A 16417-nucleotide genomic window follows, 5' to 3' on the forward strand; every position below is an offset into this window, starting at 1 on the left:
GCCTCTACACTGACGTCGGCGGACTCCTGTGCGGTGAGGGGCGGTTGACGGTGCGTAAGGCGTGGATCGTGGCGACCGTTGCCATCGGCACGGGGATCAGCTTCGTGATGCTGCTCGTCGTCGGCGTCTACATGGTCGCCGGGAACCTCGCCAACGGCATCGGCGGCGGCGCCGTCGGACTCGCCAAGGGCGCGGTCCCCGCCGCGTACCAGCCCCTCGTGCAGAAGTGGGGCAATCTCTGCGGAGCGATCAATCCCGCGCTGCTGGCCGCGCAGCTCTACCAGGAGAGCGGATTCAATCCGAACGCGAAGAGCCCCGCGAAAGCGGAAGGGATAGCGCAATTCATCCCGGGGACCTGGGCCACGCACGGAGTGGACGGCGACGGCGACGGCGACCGCGACGTGTGGGACCCGAATGACGCGATTCCGTCGGCGGCCTCGTACGACTGCCAGCTCGCCTCCTATGTGAAGAACGCGCCCGGAAACGTCACCGAGAACATGCTCGCCGCCTACAACGCGGGCGCGTACGCGGTCATCAAGTACAAGGGTGTCCCGCCGTACAAAGAGACCCAGAACTACGTGAAGACGATCACCACGCTGTCGAGGAGCTTCGCCGCTCCGGTGACCCGCGTGGACCCCTCGAAGCAGGCCGCGACCGCCATCACGTATGCGCAGAAGAAGCTCGGCACGCCCTACCTGTGGGGTGGCACCGGCACCGCTGACCAGGGCGGACGCTTCGACTGCTCGGGTCTCACCAAGGCCGCCTACGAGAGCACCGGGATCACCCTGCCGCGGGTCGCCAACGACCAGTACAACGCGGGAGCGCACCCCAAGAGGTCCGAACTCCTGCCGGGGGACCTGGTGTTCTTCTCGGACGACCTCACCAACTCCCGCGCCATCCGGCACGTCGGGATCTACGTGGGCGGCGGATACATGATCGACGCACCCCGCACGGGTGCCGTCATCCGCTTCGACCCCATCGACACCCCCGACTACTTCGGGGCCACCCGGGTGACGGAAGATGGCGCGAAAGCATTGCCCACTTCGATCTGAACCCACCCCCTGAGCTGCGGCGATGTGTCTCTCTTCGATAACGTCTGCGTGATCGTTCCGTGGAGTACGGAACCCACCGCAGGGAACTGTGCGTTCCTATTCCACGTAGAGAACCTGTTCTACGACCACGGGGGTGGATCGAGCGGCGCGCGAACAGGCGCGACCGTGGGAAAGACGACGAAGGGGCCGCAGCACCATGGCTGGACTCGCCGAATCCGGTTCGAACCCCGACGTCGACCTGCTGTACGACATCAATGGCCTGGCCAAGGACGCGCCGCACTGGTTCGACCGCACCATGGAGTTCGTCGGCGAGTGGGGTCTGCTGCTCGCGATGGTCCTTCTGGTCGTCGGGTGCTGGTGGACCGTCCGGCGGCGGGGCGGCACCGACGCCGCGTCCTCCGTGGCCGCCCTCGTCTGGGCCCCGCTCGCGGCCGGCATCGCCGTCCTCGTGAACGTTCCGATACGGGGCTTCGTCGAGCGGCCGCGCCCCTTCGTCGACCATCAGGGCCTCGACGTCCTGATCGGCGGCAAGACCGACTTCTCCTTCGTCAGCGACCACGCCACGCTCACCATGGCGATGGGCGTCGGCCTCTTCGTCGCCCACCGGAAGTTCGGCCTCGCCGGGATAGGGCTCGCCCTCCTCGAAGGGTTCTGCCGCGTCTACATGGGCGTGCACTACCCGACGGACGTCATCGGCGGCTTCGCCCTCGGCACCGCGGTCGCCCTGCTGCTGTCGCCGCTCGCCATGGCCCTGCTGACCCCGGTCATGAAGGCCGTGGAGCGGTCCCCGCGCGCGGGACGGCTGATCCGCGCGCGGAACGCGGTTCCCGCCGGACAGGAGACGCTCATTCCCGGAGCGCGCACCGAGCACGCCGAGGAGCGCGACCTCGCGGCCTGACCGCCCGATCGGGCGCCCGCACCGGTGACGGGCGGACGCCCGCGGCCGGCGCGCCCGTCACGGCGGCCGGCTACAGCGCCTGCGGGAACGAGAAGAAGCGGTCCGGGTCGTACCGCTGCTTCAGCGTCTTGAGCCGGGCCGCCGCGTCCCCGTAGTAGGCCTTGCGCCAGTCCGTCAGCGTCGCGTCCGTGTAGTTCTGGTAGGCCGCGCCCGAGGCGTGCCGGGCCATCGCGTGGTGGGCGCCGGTCAGCCAGGACTGCGCGGTGGTGCCGGAGGTGCCCGCCTGCCAGGACACGATGTACTGCGCGAGCATCCGGGAGCGGCGGTGCACGAACGCCGTCGCCGTGGGCGACACCCGGTTGACCTCGCCGCCGAGCGCCGTGAGCGCGATGCTGCCCGCACCGCCGCGGACCGCGGAGATCTGGCTCAGCAGCGTCTGGATGCCGGCCGCGGAGACCGACCGGTCGAAGAAGTCCGAACGGGCCGCGTACGTCTCGCGACCGAGGGCGCCCTGCGCGTTGCGGCCCGGCGTCGAGCCCGGCAGATGGCACTGGGCGTCCGCCGAGAAGGACGAGCAGCCCGCGTACACCTCCATCGACTCCTCGTACGAGCGCCGCTTGAGGGAGACGCTGCGCGCGGGGGAGCCGATGCGGTCGGCCAGCCGGTCCACGGCGTTCTGGAGCTCGCCGTAGGTGCCGAGGGAGAAGGCGGCGACCGAGACGGTCGGGCTGCCGCCGGGCGCGCTCGCGAGATGGCACGACGACCAGATCTCGTCCGGCTGGCCGGGGCCCCACTCCTGCCAGGCCTTCACCACGGCGGCCGCCTTCGCCCACGGCCAGGTCATGTACGCCGAGACGCCCTGTGGCGCCGGGTGGGTCTTGAAGCGCAGCTCGGTGACGACGCCGAAGTTGCCGTTGCCGGCGCCGCGCAGCGCCCAGAACAGGTCCTTGTTCGTGGAGGAGTCGGCGGTCAGCTGTTTGCCGTCGGCGGTGATCAGCGTCGCCTGCGTGAGGCTGTCGCAGGTCAGTCCGTACGCCCGTGACACCACGCCGTGGCCGCCGCCCAGGGTCAGACCGGAGATGCCCACGGTGGGGCAGGAACCCGCGGGGATGGTGACGCCCTTCGCGGCCAGCGTCCGGTAGACGTCGATCAGCTTCGAGCCGGCGCCGACGACGGCCTCGTTCGCCGAGGCGCGGATCTTGTTCAGTTTGGAGACGTCGATGACCAGGCGGCCGTCTCCGGAGGACCAACCGGCGTACGAGTGGCCGCCGTTGCGTATCGACACCTTGACGCCGTGTGCGCGGGCGTAGTCCATCGTGGTGCGTATGTCGTCGGCGTGCGCGACATAGGCGACGGCGGCGGGCTTCAGGCCGTCGAAGCGCGTGTTGTACAGCTGGTGCGCGGCCGACCAGCTGCGGTCGCCCGGGCGCACGAGGGCGCCGTCCAGGGCATGGGAGAGGGCTGTCCAGTTGGCGGCCGCGCGGCTGCTCGCGGTCGCCGAGCGTATGCCGGTGGCGTCCGCGGCGGCGCTCGCTTCTGTGCCGGAGGCGCCGGAAGCCGCGTCACCCCCGCCGCCGTTGCAGGCGGACGTCGCCGCCGCCGCGAGGACGGCGGTGGTGCCGCCGATGAACGTACGCCGTTGCATGTGCGCCTCCCCTGGGTTCCGTGGAACGAGACGGGCCTGCGGGCTCGCAGGTTCCACGCGCGAAGGTCGCGAAACCGCTACAGCTCCCGGCATCCCAGCACGCGCGCACCGCGAGGGGAACGGCGGGGTGACCGCAAACGGTCAGGGGAAGGCACGAAAGGGGAGGAAGGCGACAGGAAGGGAAGGGGGGCCGGGCGTCCCTCAGAGGGTGTCGCCCGTCGCGTGGGCCGTGCCGTCCGCGCGGGCCTGGCTTCTCGCGCGGCGGGCCGGGCCCCGCCAGCCGCAGGTGCAGCGGGCCAGACAGAAGGGGCCTTGCTCGACGGTGGTCGCACGGTGCTCTGATACCGGGTCGGTGATGTCCTGCTGCTCCACACCGACAACGTTACCCAAGGCAAGTGAACGGACTCCTGCCGCGTGACGACCGCCCCCACCCGTCGTTAAGCGGGGCGACAGGGAGGCCCGGGACGGACCGGCTGGGGGTCGGCTGACGATGGTGGCGCGGCAGGAGGGGCGGGCGACCGCGATGGCGCTGGTCATGGCGGGACTCGTGGTCTGTGGCACCGGGTGCTCGGGCGGCGGGGCCGCCGCCGAGGACGTCGGCACCGGCTCCGACACCGTGGGGACGCTGCGCCGGGCGGCCGGTGAGCTGGAGCGCGCGGGCAGCGCCAAGGCCACCACGTCCATGGAGATGGCCACGGGCGGGACCCGGGTCACCATCCGCGGACAGGGCGTCTACGACTTCCGCAGGCAGACCGGTGAGCTGAAGGTGCTGCTGCCGCAGGACCCGGCCGGGGCCGACGAGCACCGGCCGATCACCGAGTTGCTCGCCCCGGGGGCGCTGTTCATGAAGAACCGGGGCGCCGGTGTGCCCGCCGACAAGTGGGTCCGGGTGGAGACCGCCGGTCTGTCGGACGGGAACCTGGTCACCGGCGGGGTCACCGACCCGTACGCGGCGGCCGAGCTGCTGCGCGGCGCGCGGACGGCGACGTACGTGGGCCGGACCGAGGTGGCCGGCACCTCGGTGCGGCACTACCGCGGGACGGCCGATCTCCTGGTGGCCGCGCGGGGCGCCTCGACCGGGCAGCGGCCCGCGCTGAACGCGGCGGCGAAAGGGTTCGCCACCACCGCGGTGCCGTTCGACGCCTACCTCGACGACCAGGGGCGGCTGCGCAAGGTCCGGCACCGGTTCAGCTTCGTCAACGACCGGAAGAAGGGCACCGTCGACGTCGCCTCGACGACCCTGCTGTACGACTTCGGCGCCGCCGCGGACGTACGGCTGCCGGACTCCGCGGACATCTACGCCGGGAAGATCGCGGAGTAGTGGGTTCCGGCGGAATGGGCAAGAGCATCCGGAGCCGTAGCTTCACGGGAGGGCCGGAAATGGCCCTTCCGTGCCATGCGCTGTGTGTAGGCCGCTCCCTACTCTAGGAAGTCGGTGACGGCAGGAAGAGGTGACGCACGTGGCTCCGGTCGGCGGTACGGCAGTTCAGGACCACGTGGCCCTCGCCGAGATCGAGTTGTGCGGTGACCTGATCATCGCGGCCTCGGCCGCCGACGAGGACCGGCTCAGCCTGGAGAGCATCGACGAGGTGCTGAAAGTGGCCGAAGAACGCGCTCGTCCGCACGGCGCGGGGGACTAGCGCCCGGTTCCGGGGCGAGGTGCCGGGGAGCGGGGGTCCGGTTCCGCCCCCGTCGCCCGCTGTGCTCCGGTCCGAGTCCGGAACGTCACAGGAGTCGGGGATGTCACATACGTCCCCGGCGTCAGGTGCGTCACATCTCTCAGGTGCGGAGCAGGCGGCCGATCGCCTTCGTCGCTTCCTCGACCTTGGCGTCGATCTCGTCGCCGCCCTTGAGGGCCGCGTCCGCGACGCAGTGCCGCAGGTGCTCCTCCAGGAGCTGGAGGGCGAAGGACTGCAGGGCCTTCGTGGAGGCGGAGACCTGGGTGAGTATGTCGATGCAGTAGACGTCCTCGTCGACCATCCGCTGGAGCCCGCGGATCTGTCCCTCGATCCGGCGCAGCCGCTTCAGGTGTTCGTCTTTCTGCTGGTGGTAGCCGTGGACTCTGCGGTCGTGATCGGTCACGACCTCGTGTCCGTCGCCGGAGGGCGCGGTCGCGCCGGCCTCGGTGGTCGTCATCGCGTCCTCCTGTTGATCCGCTCGGCGGTTTTGTCAGGGGCCTGCCCGGGGACTGTCCCGGATGCCGGTCGTGATCCGGCCGGGAAATCTGGCCGAATCTCGTCTGCTACGCCCTGTACGTATACCCCTGGTGGGTATATGGTATCGAACTTTGCCGGGTATAGGGCCCTTGCCAGAAGCCGGTACCGGACCCTGTGCTGATCACTGTGCCCGATGGGCGACACTGGGGGACGGCCCATTAGCCGTGGCCGGATGATGCGCCTAGCATCAGCCTGACCGAACCGAAGCACCCCGAGGACCCCAACGTGCGCTTTCGTCTGACCCCCAGGGAGACGAGCTTCTACGACATGTTCTCCGCATCCGCGGACAACATCGTCACGGGCTCGAAACTCCTGATGGAACTGCTCGGAGCGGACACCTCCGCCCGGGCCGAGATCGCAGAGCGTATGCGGGCCGCCGAACACGCCGGTGACGATGCGACACACGCGATCTTCCACCAGCTGAACTCCTCGTTCATCACGCCGTTCGACCGCGAGGACATCTACAACCTGGCCTCGTGCCTCGACGACATCATGGACTTCATGGAGGAGGCCGTCGACCTGGTCGTCCTGTACCAGGTCGAGGAGCTGCCCAAGGGTGTCGAGCAGCAGATCGAGGTGCTGGCGCGGGCCGCGGAACTGACCGCGGAGGCCATGCCGAACCTGCGGACCATGGACAACCTCACCGAGTACTGGATCGAGGTCAACCGTCTGGAGAACCAGGCCGACCAGATCCACCGCAAGCTGCTGGCCCACCTCTTCAACGGCAAGTACGACGCCATAGAGGTGCTGAAGCTCAAGCAGATCGTGGACGTGCTGGAGGAAGCGGCCGACGCGTTCGAGCACGTGGCGAACACGGTGGAGACCATCGCCGTCAAGGAGTCCTGACCCGTTCATGGACACCTTTGCTTTGATCGTGACCATCGGGGTCGCGCTCGGATTCACGTACACGAACGGTTTTCACGACTCGGCGAACGCCATCGCCACGTCCGTGTCCACGCGTGCCCTGACGCCGCGGGCCGCGCTCGCCATGGCCGCGGTGATGAACCTCGCCGGCGCCTTCCTCGGCAGCGGGGTCGCCAAGACCGTCAGTGAAGGGCTGATCCAGACGCCCGAGGGGTCGAAGGGGATGGGCATCCTCTTCGCCGCGCTCATCGGCGCGATCACCTGGAACCTGGTCACCTGGTACTTCGGTCTGCCCTCGTCCTCCTCGCACGCCCTGTTCGGCGGCATGGTCGGCGCGGCGCTGGCCGGTGGCACGACGGTCTACTGGAACGGCGTGCTCGACAAGATCATCATCCCGATGTTCCTGTCGCCGGTGGTCGGTCTGCTCGTCGGTTATCTGGTGATGGCCGCGATCATGTGGCTGTTCCGGCGCTCGAACCCGCACAAGGCCAAGCGCGGCTTCCGTATCGCGCAGACCGTCTCCGCGGCCGGCATGGCGCTCGGGCACGGTCTTCAGGACGCCCAGAAGACGATGGGCATCGTCGTGATGGCGCTGGTCATCGCCGATGTGCAGGGTCCTGGCGACCCGATCCCGGTCTGGGTGAAGCTCGTCTGCGCCATGATGCTGTCGCTGGGGACGTACGCCGGTGGCTGGCGCATCATGCGGACGCTCGGGCGGAAGATCATCGAGCTCGATCCGCCGCAGGGGTTCGCCGCGGAGACGACCGGTGCGTCGATCATGTTCGCCACGGCGTACATCTTCAAGGCGCCGATCTCCACGACGCACGTCATCACGTCCGCGATCATGGGTGTGGGGGCGACGAAGCGGGTGAAGGCCGTGCGGTGGGGTGTCGCCAAGAACATCGTCCTCGGCTGGTTCATCACCATGCCGGCGGCTGCGCTCGTGGCCGCTCTGAGCTTCTGGATCGTGAACGTCGCGGTTCTCTAGCGGGCCGCTCGTTCCCGCTCTCTTCAAGGGTCCGGTCGTCCGGGGGGTTTCCTCCGGGGGCCGGGCCCTTTGGTTTCGCCCCCTCCGCCCCTTCCCTTCCCGTCCCCGGGGGCTGCGCCCCCGGACCCCCGCTCCGGCCTGAACGGCCTTGTCCTCAAGCGCCGGACGGGCTGGATATAGGGCCTGAACGGTCTCGTCATCGAGTGCCGGGCGGGCTGGATATAGACGAGTGGGCCCGCCCCCGGGAGCCAGGGGCGGGCCCTTTTCGTCCTCGCGGTGGCACCGCCATGCAGCACCGCGAGGGGTTCGGGGAGGAGGTCCGGTCTAGCCGAAGCGACCGGAGATGTAGTCCTCCGTGGCCTGGACGGACGGGTTGGAGAAGATCCGCTCCGTGTCGTCTATCTCGATGAGGCGGCCGGGCTGGCCGACCGCGGACAGGTTGAAGAACGCCGTGCGGTCGGAGACGCGGGCGGCCTGCTGCATGTTGTGCGTCACGATGACGATCGTGAAGCGCTCCTTCAGCTCACCGATCAGGTCCTCGATGGCGAGGGTGGAGATCGGGTCCAGGGCCGAGCAGGGCTCGTCCATGAGGAGGACCTGCGGCTCCACCGCGATCGCCCGCGCGATGCACAGGCGCTGCTGCTGACCGCCGGACAGACCCGAGCCGGGCTTGTTCAGCCGGTCCTTGACCTCGTTCCAGAGGTTCGCGCCCTTGAGGGACTTCTCGACGACGTCGCTCAGCTCGGACTTCTTGTAGGAGCCGTTGAGCTTCAGGCCCGCCGCCACGTTGTCGAAGATCGACATCGTGGGGAAGGGGTTGGGGCGCTGGAAGACCATGCCGATGGTGCGGCGCACGGCGACCGGGTCGATCGAGCTGCCGTACAGGTCCTCGTCGTCGAGCAGCACCTTGCCCTCGACGCGGCCACCGGGGGTGACCTCGTGCATGCGGTTCAGGGTGCGCAGGAAGGTCGACTTGCCGCAGCCGGAGGGGCCGATGAAGGCCGTCACCGAGCGGGGCTCGACCGTCATGGAGATGTCTTCGATCGCCTTGTGGGCGCTGTAGTAGGCGGTCAGACCGCTTACGTCGATTCGCTTGGCCATGTCAGTTCACTGCTTCTTTCGCAAAGGATTCGGGTCGCTGATGGCCGCGTCAGCGGCCCGCCTTGGGGGCTTTCCACCGCGCGATGGCTCGCGCCCCCATGTTGAGGATCATGACGAAGGCGATGAGGGCGAGTGCCGCCGCCCAGGCCCGGTCGTAGGCCGCGCCGGAGCCGGCGCTGTTCGCGTACTGCTGGTAGATGTACAGCGGAAGCGAGGCCTGCGGGCCCGAGAACGGGTCGGTGTTGATGAAGTTCGTACCCCACACCAGGAGCAGCACGGGGGCCGTCTCACCGGTGATGCGCGCGACGGCGAGCATCACACCCGTCGTGATACCGCCGATGGAGGTCGGCAGGACCACCTTGATGATGGTGCGCCACTTCGGGATGCCGAGGGCGAGGGAGGCCTCGCGCAGCTCGTTCGGGACGAGCTTCAGCATCTCCTCGGTGGAGCGGACCACCACGGGCATCATCAGGATCGCGAGGGCCAGCGAACCGGCGAAGCCGGAGTAGCCCATGTCCAGGATCAGGATCCAGAAGCTGAGGATGAACAGACCGGCGACGATCGACGGGACGCCCGTCATGACGTCGACGAAGAAGGTGACGGCCTTGGCGAGCTTGCCGCGTCCGTACTCGACGAGGTAGATCGCGGTCAGCACGCCCACGGGCACCGCGATCAGGCTCGCGATGGCGACCTGCTCCAGGGTGCCGATGATCGCGTGGTAGATGCCGCCACCGGTCTCGGTGTCGGCGACCACGCCCATCGAGTGCGTGAGGAAGTAGACGTCGAAGACCTTCACACCGCGCTTGACCGTCTCCCAGATCAGGGAGGCCAGCGGGATGACGGCGACGATGAAGCAGACCCAGACCAGGCTGGTGGCGACGCGGTCCTTGGCCTGACGGCGGCCTTCGACGCGGGCGGCGATGCCGTACGTGCCGAGGACGAACAGGATCGCGGCGATCAGGCCCCACTGGACCTTGCTGTCGAGACCTGCGCCGAGGCCGATCCCGACGGAGACGATCACGGCGCCGGCCGCGATGGCCCACGGGGACCACTTCGGAAGGGTTCCGCCGCGCAGCGTGCTCGCGTGTCGTGCGGTGACGGGTGCGTTGCTCATGCGTTGGCCCCCGAGTACTCCTTGCGGCGGTTGATGATCACGCGCGCCGCGCCGTTGACCACCAGGGTGATGACGAACAGGACCAGACCGGAGGCGATCAGGGCGTCCTGGCCGAACGGGGTGGCCTCGCTGAACTTGCTCGCGATGTTCTGGGCGAACGTGCCGCCGCCCGGGTCGAGCAGGCTGGCGTTGATGTCGAAGGTCGGGGAGAGGACGGTGGCGACGGCCATCGTCTCGCCCAGCGCGCGGCCGAGGCCGAGCATCGAGGCGGAGATCACGCCGGAGCGGCCGAAGGGCAGCACCGCCATGCGGATGACCTCCCAGCGGGTGGCGCCGAGCGCGAGCGCCGCCTCCTGGATCATCATCGGCGCCTGCCGGAAGACCTCACGGCTGACGTTGGTGATGATCGGAAGGATCATGATGGCGAGCAGGACGCCGACGGTGAGCATCGAGCGGGGCGCTCCGCCCTGCCACTCGAAGATGCCGGTCCAGCCGAAGTAGTGGTCGAGCCAGCCGAACAGGCCGCCCATGTGCGGCACCAGGACGAGGGCGCCCCAGAGGCCGTAGACGATGGACGGGACGGCGGCGAGCAGGTCGATCACGTACGCGACGGGTCCGCCGAACCTGCGGGGCGCGTAGTGCGTGATGAACAGCGCGATGCCGACGGCGACCGGGACCGCGAGGGCCATGGCGATGATCGCGGAGACCACCGTGCCGAAGGCCAGCACCGCGATGCCGAATACCGGCGGGTCGATGTTGGTGTTCCACTCGAACGTCGTGAGGAAGTTCGCGTGGTCCTTGCTGATCGCGATCGCGGCACGGTAGGTGAGGAAGACCGCGATGGCGGCCATGATCACCAGGAGGAGGATGCCGGACCCGCGGGAGAGGCCGAGGAAGACACGGTCGCCGGGGCGGGTGGCGCCACGGGCCGCGCGCTTCTGCTCGATCGTGGAAGGCGGTGGGGTGGGGGGAGGTGCTTCGGTGTTGTGTGTCGATATGTCCATCAGGAGTCTCCGGTCTGCGGAGCCGAGTCGAGTGGCGGCTCCAGGCGGCGGTGCACCGGACGGTGCGGCCCGCCTCGGCGAGGCGGGCCGCACACTCGGGTCAGCTCAGGTTCGCGACGGTCGAGCGGACCTTGGTGATGATCTCGTCGGGGATCGGCGCGTACTGGGCGGCGGTGAGCTGCTTCTGGCCGTCCTCGCTCGCGATGTAGGTGAGGAAGGACTTCGTGGCGGCCAGGGTGTCGGCCTTGTTGCCCTTCTCGCAGACGATCTCGTAGGTGACCAGGGTGAGCGGGTAGGCGCCCTCCTCGGTCGGCTTGTAGTTCAGCTCAAGGGCCAGGTCGTTGCCGACGCCGGCGACCTTGGCGGAGGAGATCGCCTTGGTGGCGTTCTCGACGGAGGCCTTCACCGGGGTGGCGGCGTCCGTCTTGAGGTCGACGGTGCTGATGCCGTCGGCGGCGTAGGAGAGCTCGAAGTACGAGATCGCGCCGGCGGTCTGCTTCACCTGCTGGGCGAGGCCGGAGGAACCCTGAGCGGACTGGCCGCCCTGCGCCTGCCAGGCCTTGCCGCCCGAGTACTTCCAGTCCGACGGGGAGACGGCCTTGAGGTACTTGGTGAAGTTGTCCGTGGTGCCGGACTCGTCCGAGCGGTGGAACGCCTGGATCTTGGTGCTGGGGAGCTTCGCGCCGGTGTTCAGCTTGGCGATCGCGTCGTCGTCCCACGTCTTGATCTTGCCGTCGAAGATCTTGGCGATCGTCGAGGCGTCCAGCACGAGGTTGTCGACACCCGGGAGGTTGTAACCGATGGCGATGGGGCCACCGACCATGGGCAGGTCGACCGCGTTGTTGCCGTCACAGGACTTCTTGGCCGCGGTGGCCTCTTCCGGCTTGAGCGGCGAGTCCGAACCGGCGAACGCAGTCTGGCCCTGGGTGAACGCCGTGACACCGGCGCCCGAACCCGTCGGGTTGTAGTTGATCTGAACGCCCTTGCAGGCGGCCGTGTAGGCCTTGACCCAGGCGTCGATCGCGTTCTTCTGCGCGGAGGAGCCGGACGCCTGCAGCTGGCCCTTGGCGTCGTCGCACTTGATGGAGCCCGCGGCCGCGGTCGGCGCCGAGCTGCCGCTCGCGTCGCTCTTGCCCGTGTCGTCAGAGCCGCACGCCGTGAGGGCCAGGGCGCCGGAGACGGCGAGAGCACCGAGGGTGAGGGCCCGCCGGTTCATGCGCTGAAGCTTCACTTTCGGGAGTTCCTTCCAGGAGCCGCCGTCTGGTGGCGGCGTGCGAAGTCTGAGTAATACGGTCTGTAGCGATGCGCCGAGAACGTCCGAGGACTTCCTTCGCACCGTGTAAGGCCGAAATTAGGCAGATCAGGTGAAGGCGCCGATGGCCATAAGTGAACGGGGGGTGAACCCCTGAGGGCGGTGCGGTGAGGTCACGGAAGGCTTACGTCGAGGACACGGCCGGATTCCGGCCCAGGGGGCCTGCGGGGAAACTCTAAGTAGCCAACAGGGGCGGCTCCTGTTTCAGCGTACGCACGCCCCCGCCATCCCTCATTCGCCGCACTTTTCCCGCGTGTACCGGTACACGACCGGTATCCGTCCCCGGTGCGTACCGGCACGGATTCCCCGTTCGCACCGGTACGGACGGTGATCGCCGGCCCGGAAAGGACTCAGGTCAGGTGCAGCGCGTCCAGCAGGGCGTCCACCAGATCGCGGTCGCGGGGCTGGGTGAGACGGTGACGGGCCGCGACGGGGGAGAGCCACAGGACGCGGTCGACCTCGTCGTTCGGCGTGAAATGACCGTCGGCCGCCTCCGCCGCCCAGTAGCGGACCTCCTTGGGGCGGTCACCGACGAGATAGCGGAGCGTGGGGAGGACGGCGCCCGGGGCGGCCCCGTAGCCCGTCTCCTCGCCGACCTCGCGCAGGGCGCCGGCGAGGGAGTCCTCGCCGCGCTTCAGCTTGCCCTTCGGATGCGACCAGTCGTCGTACTTGGGCCGGTGCACGAGGCAGATCTCCAGCCCGGAGTCGACCGGGGAGCGGCGCCACAGGACACAGCCCGCGGCGTGGATGGTGTCGTCGGCCATGGGGCCTCCCTCACGGGGTGCGTACGGCTTCCTTCTGCCATGCCTGCTGGAAGGCGAACCGGGCCGCCTCCACTTCGTGCCGCTGGTCGGCGTGGAGCACTCCCAGCGCGTACGCCGTCGCCGGCGCGATCCGCGGGGTGCGCGCCGCCGACGCGGCGGCGGCCGCCGCCTCCGCCGCGTCCCGGTGCCGGTTGAGCGCCTGTCCCGCGCCGAACAGCCGTCCGTCGACGGGGAACTCCCCGCCGTGCAGCACCTCGCGCGCGTAGCGGTGCAGCCGCAGCAGCAGCCGGACCTGGTGCCAGGGCGCGTCCTGCGGCTGGGGTGCGGTGTCCGCGGAGAGGCCGTGCACGAGGGCCTCCGCGTTGTAGGGGTGGCCCGCGGTGACCAGCGGCAGCGAGGAGACCGCGTCGGCCAGCCGGTCCTGTGCCGATCCGGCCAGTGGCCGCAGGTCGGTGAGGTCTGCGGCCGGGGTCAGCGGGACCTCGCTGGCGAGGACGGCGACGCTGTCGGCGACCGCGTGGAAACGGGAGGAGCCGAGCGCCTGGAGGGCCGCCGAGTGGGCGCGGGTGCGCGCGAGGGTCAGCTGCCGGTCGAGGAGGGCGCCGGCCTTGGCGGCGCCGACGGTCAGACCGCCCTTGGGCGCTGCGGCCGGGCCCGGTCCGGTCTGCGCCGGCAGCGCGACGGTCCCCGACAGCCGGTTCAGCGCGAGGAGCAGGCGATCCAGCCGTGCGGCGTACGCGTGCTCGCGGGCCAGGGTGCCCGACAGCCAGGCCAGCTCGGGGCGCATCGCCTCCGACCAGTCCGCGTCGAGAAGCGGCCGGAAGGTGTGCAGGCTGCCGCTGATGCGGCGGGCGGAGCGGCGCAGCGAACGTGCCGCGTCGCCCGACTCCCCGGCGCCGCCCGCCGCGTTGCCGGTCTCCCGGTGCTGGCGCAGTGAGCGCAGGAACTCCGTGGCCTGGGCCCGGAGGTAGCCCGCCAGGGCATCACCGATGGGGGCACCTTCCTGGGCGGGAGGGGCCGGGACCGTGGGGGCTGTCCCGGCCGACGGACCGGTGGGGGGATCAAGGTGCTGCTGTGCCACGCCGGCGCCTCCGGGCGTCTATGAGCATCTCCTGGACGTTCCGCAGGGGCTGGCCGTCCGCGTCGGTCGCGTGTCGGGTCCACTCGCCGTCGGGGCCGAGGTGCCAGGAGGCGGTGGTGTCGGACATGCCGGTCTCCAGCAGCCTGCCGAGGGCTGCCCGGTGAGCCGGGTCGGTGACCCTGACCAGCGCTTCGATCCGCCGGTCGAGGTTGCGGTGCATCATGTCGGCGCTGCCGATCCACACCTCGGGTTCGCCGCCGTTGCCGAAGGAGAAGACCCGGGAGTGCTCGAGGAAGCGGCCGAGGACGGAACGCACCCGTATGTTCTCGGACAGGCCCGGGACACCGGGCCGGACGGCGCAGATCCCGCGCACCCACACGTCGACCGGCACACCGGCCTGGGAGGCGCGGTACAGCGAGTCGATGAGGGCCTCGTCCACCATCGAGTTGACCTTGATGCGGACGAACGCGGGACGTCCGGCGTTGTGGTGCTGGACCTCCTTGTTGATCCGCGCGATCAGACCGTCGCGCAGCGACTTGGGAGCGACCAGCAGCCGGCGGTAGGTCTCGCGGCGCGAGTAGCCGGAGAGCCGGTTGAAGAGGTCGGAGAGGTCCGCGCCGACCTGGGGGTCGGCGGTGAGCAGACCGAGGTCCTCGTAGAGCCGGGCCGTCTTCGGGTGGTAGTTGCCGGTGCCGACGTGGGAGTAGCGGCGCAGGGTGTCGCCCTCCTGGCGGACCACGAGCGACAGCTTGCAGTGGGTCTTCAGACCGACCAGGCCGTACACGACGTGGCAGCCGGACTCCTCCAGCTTCCTGGCCCACTTGATGTTGGCCTGCTCGTCGAAGCGCGCCTTGATCTCGACCAGTACGAGGACCTGCTTGCCGGACTCGGCGGCGTCTATCAGCGCGTCGACGATCGGCGAGTCGCCGGAGGTCCGGTACAGCGTCTGCTTGATCGCGAGGACGTCCGGGTCGGCCGCGGCCTGCTCCAGGAACGCCTGCACGGAGGTGGAGAAGGAGTCGTAGGGGTGGTGCAGCAGGACGTCGCGCTCGCGCAGCGCGGCGAAGATGTCCGGCGGGGACGCGGACTCGACCTCTGCGAGATCGCGGTGGGTGCCGGCGATGAACTTGGGGTACTTCAGCTCGGGCCGGTCGAGCGAGCCGATGCCGAAGAGGCCCGTGAGGTCCAGGGGGCCGGGCAGCGGGTACACCTCGGCCTCGGAGATCTTCAGCTCCCGTACGAGCAGGTCGAGGACGTACCGGTCGATGGACTCCTCGACCTCCAGGCGCACCGGCGGGCCGAAGCGGCGCCGCATGAGCTCCTTCTCCAGGGCCTGGAGCAGGTTCTCGGCGTCGTCCTCCTCGACTTCCAGGTCCTCGTTCCGGGTGAGCCGGAACGTGTGGTGCTCCAGGACCTCCATGCCCGGGAAGAGCTCCTCCAGGTGCGCCGCGATGACGTCCTCGATGGGGACGTAGCGGTTCGGGGATGCCTCCAGGAAGCGGGAGAGCAGCGGCGGGACCTTGACACGCGCGAAGTGGCGGTGGCCGCTGACCGGGTTGCGCACGATGACGGCCAGGTTCAGCGACAGGCCGGAGATGTACGGGAAGGGGTGCGCGGGGTCGACCGCCAGCGGGGTCAGGACCGGGAAGATCTGATGCCGGAAGAGCGTGAACAGGCGGGCCTGTTCCTTCTCGGTCAGCTCGCTCCAGCGGACCAGGTGGACGCCCTCCTCCGCGAGCGCGGGGGCGACGTCCTCCTGGTAGCAGGCGGCGTGCCGGGCCATGAGCTCGCGGGAGCGCGCCCAGATCATCTCCAGGACCTCGCGGGGCTGGAGGCCCGACGCGGACTTGGTGGCGACGCCGGTGGCGATACGGCGCTTCAGGCCGGCCACCCGGACCATGAAGAACTCGTCCAGGTTGCTGGCGAAGATCGCCAGGAAGTTCGCGCGCTCCAGGAGCGGGGTGTTCGGGTCCTCCGCGAGTTCGAGCACGCGTTCGTTGAACGCCAGCCAGCTGCGCTCACGGTCCAGGAACCGGCCCTGCGGCAGGGTGATGCCGTCCTGCACCGTGTCCTCGTACTCGTCGAGGTCGGCGTCGAGGTCGGGCTCCAGGTCGGAGACATTGGCCGCGACGGTGTGCGGCCGGTGCGCGGCGATGGATCCGACGGACGGCTGCGGGTGCTGCACGGGTGCCTGGGCGCTTGGCTGGTTCATGGACCCATTCTTCCGCGCCGAAGGCGAGACCGGCGCGTCGGAGAGAGCGGGCGCCAGCGCGGCGATACGGAAGTTGCCGTTCCGTATCACTGGCGTACGCTCACTCCGCGTGGTCGGCGAGGGCTCGTTCTCCGGCGGAGGAGAAGGCTCGGGCACGGCGGGCTGC

Annotated in this window: 16 protein-coding genes; 6 read left to right on the plus strand and 10 right to left on the minus strand. The window is 69.6% G+C overall.

Annotation, left to right across the window (positions count from 1 at the left end; all coding sequences use genetic code 11):
• Positions 1-44: 44 nt before the first annotated feature.
• Positions 45-1052, plus strand: coding sequence for a bifunctional lytic transglycosylase/C40 family peptidase (locus ABZT74_RS33255; protein WP_356441005.1), 1008 nt, complete (start codon positions 45-47; stop codon positions 1050-1052).
• 196 nt (positions 1053-1248) lie between these two features.
• Positions 1249-1950 (plus strand): phosphatase PAP2 family protein, encoded by a 702-nt coding sequence (locus ABZT74_RS33260; RefSeq protein WP_356167491.1) that lies wholly within the window; start codon positions 1249-1251, stop codon positions 1948-1950.
• A 70-nt stretch (positions 1951-2020) separates the two neighbouring features.
• Here ABZT74_RS33260 and ABZT74_RS33265 read toward each other — a convergent pair whose 3' ends face one another.
• Both ABZT74_RS33265 and ABZT74_RS33270 read right to left on the minus strand, forming a co-directional pair.
• Complete coding sequence (locus tag ABZT74_RS33265; protein WP_356441008.1) at positions 2021-3595, minus strand: FAD-binding oxidoreductase; 1575 nt, start codon at positions 3593-3595, stop codon at positions 2021-2023.
• A 201-nt stretch (positions 3596-3796) separates the two neighbouring features.
• Positions 3797-3967, minus strand: a complete 171-nt coding sequence (locus ABZT74_RS33270; protein ID WP_356167486.1) for a hypothetical protein — start codon at positions 3965-3967, stop codon at positions 3797-3799.
• A 118-nt stretch (positions 3968-4085) separates the two neighbouring features.
• Between ABZT74_RS33270 and ABZT74_RS33275 the strand changes: the two genes are divergently transcribed.
• Together ABZT74_RS33275 and ABZT74_RS33280 are read left to right on the plus strand one after the other, a co-directional pair.
• Positions 4086-4916 (plus strand): hypothetical protein, encoded by an 831-nt coding sequence (locus ABZT74_RS33275; protein WP_356441011.1) that lies wholly within the window; start codon positions 4086-4088, stop codon positions 4914-4916.
• Between the two features lie 130 nt (positions 4917-5046).
• A complete protein-coding gene (locus ABZT74_RS33280) occupies positions 5047-5235 on the plus strand; it encodes a hypothetical protein (protein ID WP_356441014.1) in 189 nt (62 codons plus the stop codon).
• A 139-nt stretch (positions 5236-5374) separates the two neighbouring features.
• Here ABZT74_RS33280 and ABZT74_RS33285 read toward each other — a convergent pair whose 3' ends face one another.
• Positions 5375-5731, minus strand: coding sequence for a metal-sensitive transcriptional regulator (locus tag ABZT74_RS33285; protein ID WP_356441017.1), 357 nt, complete (start codon positions 5729-5731; stop codon positions 5375-5377).
• Positions 5732-6036: 305 nt separating this feature from the next.
• Here ABZT74_RS33285 and ABZT74_RS33290 point away from each other — a divergent pair, with 305 nt between their 5' ends.
• The gene (locus ABZT74_RS33290) at positions 6037-6657 is read left to right on the plus strand and encodes a DUF47 family protein (protein ID WP_081218155.1); all 621 of its coding nucleotides are present in this window, start codon (positions 6037-6039) and stop codon (positions 6655-6657) included.
• Between the two features lie 7 nt (positions 6658-6664).
• A complete protein-coding gene (locus ABZT74_RS33295) occupies positions 6665-7663 on the plus strand; it encodes an inorganic phosphate transporter (protein ID WP_355878965.1) in 999 nt (332 codons plus the stop codon).
• Positions 7664-7987: 324 nt separating this feature from the next.
• On the opposite strand, the gene pstB is transcribed toward ABZT74_RS33295, so the two are convergent.
• The 7 genes from pstB to ABZT74_RS33330 form a co-directional block, all read right to left on the minus strand.
• Positions 7988-8764 carry a phosphate ABC transporter ATP-binding protein PstB gene (pstB, locus tag ABZT74_RS33300; protein WP_164374170.1) on the minus strand — a complete coding sequence of 259 codons (777 nt, stop codon included), beginning with the start codon at positions 8762-8764 and terminating at the stop codon, positions 7988-7990.
• A gap of 49 nt (positions 8765-8813) precedes the next feature.
• Complete coding sequence (gene pstA, locus ABZT74_RS33305) at positions 8814-9878, minus strand: phosphate ABC transporter permease PstA (RefSeq protein ID WP_356167478.1); 1065 nt, start codon at positions 9876-9878, stop codon at positions 8814-8816.
• Positions 9875-10882, minus strand: coding sequence for a phosphate ABC transporter permease subunit PstC (gene pstC, locus ABZT74_RS33310; RefSeq protein ID WP_355878973.1), 1008 nt, complete (start codon positions 10880-10882; stop codon positions 9875-9877). Before pstC ends, pstA begins: the two co-directional genes overlap by 4 nt.
• Before the next feature lie 100 nt (positions 10883-10982).
• The gene (pstS, locus tag ABZT74_RS33315) at positions 10983-12113 is read right to left on the minus strand and encodes a phosphate ABC transporter substrate-binding protein PstS (protein ID WP_356167475.1); all 1131 of its coding nucleotides are present in this window, start codon (positions 12111-12113) and stop codon (positions 10983-10985) included.
• Positions 12114-12544: 431 nt separating this feature from the next.
• Complete coding sequence (locus tag ABZT74_RS33320; RefSeq protein ID WP_355878978.1) at positions 12545-12958, minus strand: NUDIX hydrolase; 414 nt, start codon at positions 12956-12958, stop codon at positions 12545-12547.
• A gap of 10 nt (positions 12959-12968) precedes the next feature.
• On the minus strand, positions 12969-14039 hold the full coding sequence (locus ABZT74_RS33325) for a CHAD domain-containing protein (RefSeq protein ID WP_356167472.1): 1071 nt from the start codon (positions 14037-14039) through the stop codon (positions 12969-12971).
• Complete coding sequence (locus tag ABZT74_RS33330; RefSeq protein WP_355878984.1) at positions 14020-16251, minus strand: RNA degradosome polyphosphate kinase; 2232 nt, start codon at positions 16249-16251, stop codon at positions 14020-14022. Before ABZT74_RS33330 ends, ABZT74_RS33325 begins: the two co-directional genes overlap by 20 nt.
• Positions 16252-16417 lie beyond the last annotated feature (166 nt).

Origin of the sequence: Streptomyces sp. NPDC005302 (genome assembly GCF_040607345.1) — a bacterium.
Taxonomy (GTDB): Bacteria; Actinomycetota; Actinomycetes; order Streptomycetales; family Streptomycetaceae; genus Streptomyces.